The 2,810-nt window shown below is 63.1% G+C and carries 5 protein-coding genes; 1 reads left to right on the plus strand and 4 read right to left on the minus strand.

Going from position 1 to position 2,810, the window contains the following annotated elements; translation table 11 throughout:
- The first annotated feature begins 109 nt into the window (after nt 1–109).
- Complete coding sequence (locus EN993_RS34095) at nt 110–679, plus strand: N-acetyltransferase (RefSeq protein ID WP_109659333.1); 570 nt, start codon at nt 110–112, stop codon at nt 677–679.
- Nucleotides 680–773: 94 nt separating this feature from the next.
- On the opposite strand, the gene EN993_RS34100 is transcribed toward EN993_RS34095, so the two are convergent.
- From EN993_RS34100 to EN993_RS34115, 4 genes are all read right to left on the minus strand, one after another.
- The gene (locus EN993_RS34100; RefSeq protein WP_056582750.1) at nt 774–1,058 is read right to left on the minus strand and encodes an SCP2 sterol-binding domain-containing protein; all 285 of its coding nucleotides are present in this window, start codon (nt 1,056–1,058) and stop codon (nt 774–776) included.
- Nucleotides 1,059–1,256: 198 nt separating this feature from the next.
- Nucleotides 1,257–1,772 carry a hypothetical protein gene (locus tag EN993_RS34105; protein WP_109659335.1) on the minus strand — a complete coding sequence of 172 codons (516 nt, stop codon included), beginning with the start codon at nt 1,770–1,772 and terminating at the stop codon, nt 1,257–1,259.
- 97 nt (nt 1,773–1,869) lie between these two features.
- Nucleotides 1,870–2,295 carry a hypothetical protein gene (locus EN993_RS34110; RefSeq protein ID WP_109659337.1) on the minus strand — a complete coding sequence of 142 codons (426 nt, stop codon included), beginning with the start codon at nt 2,293–2,295 and terminating at the stop codon, nt 1,870–1,872.
- A gap of 98 nt (nt 2,296–2,393) precedes the next feature.
- Nucleotides 2,394–2,810, minus strand: a 417-nt coding sequence (locus tag EN993_RS34115; protein ID WP_127266075.1) for a rod-binding protein, incomplete at its 5' end; no start/stop codon positions are given.

Below are 2,810 nucleotides of genomic sequence, written 5' to 3' on the forward strand. Positions count from 1 at the left end.
ACGTGATCTGACGGTTCGAAAGAACCGATCAGATCATCCGGCGCGGGCGAACAGATCGCCCGCCTGGGCTCGCCTGTGGAACAGTCTCCGCTCGTGAAGGATTGCGGAAATGGAAATGTCAGTTGAAATCGTGGGCCACGCGCCGGCCTTTGTGATGGTCGCCGAAACCGCCGCCGACGTTGCGGTGCGCGAGGCGTTGCTCGATCGGGCCATGGGGCCGAAGCGGCGGAAAAAGTCGTCTGAGAAGCTGCGTCGCGGCCGCCGGCCGTCGGAGGGCCTGGCCTTCGTCGCCCGCGATGCGTCGGGCACCGTGGCTGGCACGGTGCGGCTGTGGGATGTCACGCTGGGCGAGGGCGGCAAGGCAGCGCTGCTGCTTGGCCCGCTCGCCGTCGATCCGTCGCTCAAGAGTGCCGGCATCGGCTCGGCGTTGATGCGTCATGCCATCGCCGAGGCGGCGCGCCTTGGCCACGCCGCGATCCTGCTGGTCGGGGATGCGCCCTACTATGGACGCTTCGGCTTCTCGGCCGCCAGGACCGGTTCGCTGGCCATGCCGGGACCCTATGAGCGGCACCGCCTGCTGGCGCTGGAGCTGGTGGAAGGCGCGCTTGACGGCGTGCACGGCACGCTGAAGGCTGCCGGTCGCAAGCTGAAGGCGCAGGAATTGACATCGGCGGCCTGAGACACGAAGCCGCCGGCAGCTCATGCAAAAACGCCGCCCGAAAAGGCGGCGTTTTTTCGCGATTGGGGGCGCCGCCTTGGGCGGCTGGATGCCTTCAGCCGATCAACTGGCTGAGCGCCATGGCGACGGTCATGTCGCCTTCGACCTTTATCTTGCCGGTCATGAACGCCATAGTCGGGTTCAGGTCACCAGCGATCAGCGAATCCAAATCGTCGAGCGAGAGCTTGATGGTGCAATCGGCGGGCGCGTCTGATGTCGAGACGGTCGCGCCGTCGATGACGATGACGCCGTCGCTGCCGGTGTCGAATTTCACGGAACGATCGAACCCGCTGCTTGCCACGCGCGACTTGATCTTCTCGGCAATCTCCTGAACGCTCACGCTGTTCTCCTTGTCTGGTTGCATCTGTCTCGCAACGGCGCTTCGATCCAGCCGAAGCCCATGCCGCGGTTTCGCGATCACGGTCGCTGCCGCATATAGCTTTGGGTTGACGTTTACGTCAACGCGAATTCCGGTGGTTGGTTCCCGCCGACGCGGCAGGCGAGGCCCGATGGGATCGAGGCCTGTGAGCAAGGCAACTCAGTGTTCCTTGAACGCCTTGGTCATTTCGCTCGCCGTCTCGCTTTTCTTGCGGCGCAGCCAGTTGTCGCGGATTTCGTCCTTCGACAGGAAATTGACCTGATCGATCAGAACCTCATGCACCAAAGGGGCGCCGACACGCGCGTTGACGGTATCGCGGATCGCTGCACGGAAGGCATCGAGATCGATCGTCGCCTTGTTGGTGAAGTCGATCTGCGGATTGGAATAAAGGTAAGAGTAGACCTGGTCGGTGATCAGCGCCTCCGCCGGAATCGACAGCTTCTTTATCTGCTCGGGTTCGACCGTGTAGACGAGCTTGGTCAGGAAATAGCCGCCGATCTGGGAATCGCGGATCAGCGGCACCGAAATGATGTCGGTCTTGACGTAGTCGAGGCCGCCCAGCATCGGCTTCGGCTTTTCGCCGACACCCTTTTCGCCCGCAGCCTGGAACGAATAGAACACGGCGCCGAGCGTGGCGGCGCAGATCCAGACGGCGATGGCGATGACCTTGATCATCGGGCCCTGCTATCCCCTTGGTCATTCCCTTGCGATGGCAACGCGGCACTGCGCTGTTGCCTGGGCAGGATCGCCGATCTGTCCCTTGCGTTCGGCATCATGCCTTCGCCCAGCCGAACTCGCCGGCGGAATAGGTGCCGTCGGTTTCGGCGCGCTGGATGGCGTGCCGCAACAGGCTGGCGACTTCGTTGACCGCGCTGAGGTGCGCCAGGATCGCCGCCTCGTTCTTCGCCAGCTTCTGGCGCAGTCGGGTCAGGCCCTCGCGATGCTGTTCGAGGAACTCGGCTTCGCTGCCGCCTTTCATGGCGCGAGTCAGCTCGTAGAGGTAGCGGCTCTTGCGGGCGTTCGACGCCTTGAGATCGTAGTTGGTGGCGGTGCGGATGCCGGCCGTCTCTTCCTCGACCACTTCCTCGATGCGGCCGATGATGGCGGCGAGGTTGCCAGGCCGCGCGAACGGGATCGGCGCTTCCGACGCGGTCGTGCGGGCTGGCAGGTTGGGGGTGAATTCCGAAAAGTCGGCCATGAAAATCCCGGTCTGGTTAGATTGAAACTCGGATACGCACTATCTGCTTGGTTGGAGCATGATCTTCCCAAAACCGGTTCCCGGTTCCGGGACATGCCCTAGATCTTGATGTCTGTCTTGATGGTGGTCTCGTCACCGGTGATCGACCGCGCCGCCCTGCGCTGCAATTCATGCACCAGCGAGGTCGACAGGCTGTTCTGTTGATCGATCTCGGTCTTTTCCGGCCCGCCCGAAACCGGCCCGACCGGCACGACGCGCTTGCCTTCGAGATAGTGGTCGGCAAGCATCGACTTGGCGATGCCGATGCCGCCGCGTTCGGCCATGACGTCGGCCACCCGCTCGGCAAGCTGCGATTTCCACATGTCGCCGGCTAGGCCCTTGCCATAGACGCCTTCGGTGTCCTTGGGCAGCATGTTCTGGATGAAGGTCTGCAGCACCATCGCCTCGAACTTCTTGAATTTTTTGGCGGGATCGGTTGAGGCGGCAGCCTTGTCGGCGGTGGCGCGCGACAGGAT

This window comes from Mesorhizobium sp. M7D.F.Ca.US.004.01.2.1, assembly GCF_003997785.1.
GTDB lineage: Bacteria > Pseudomonadota > Alphaproteobacteria > Rhizobiales > Rhizobiaceae > Mesorhizobium > Mesorhizobium loti.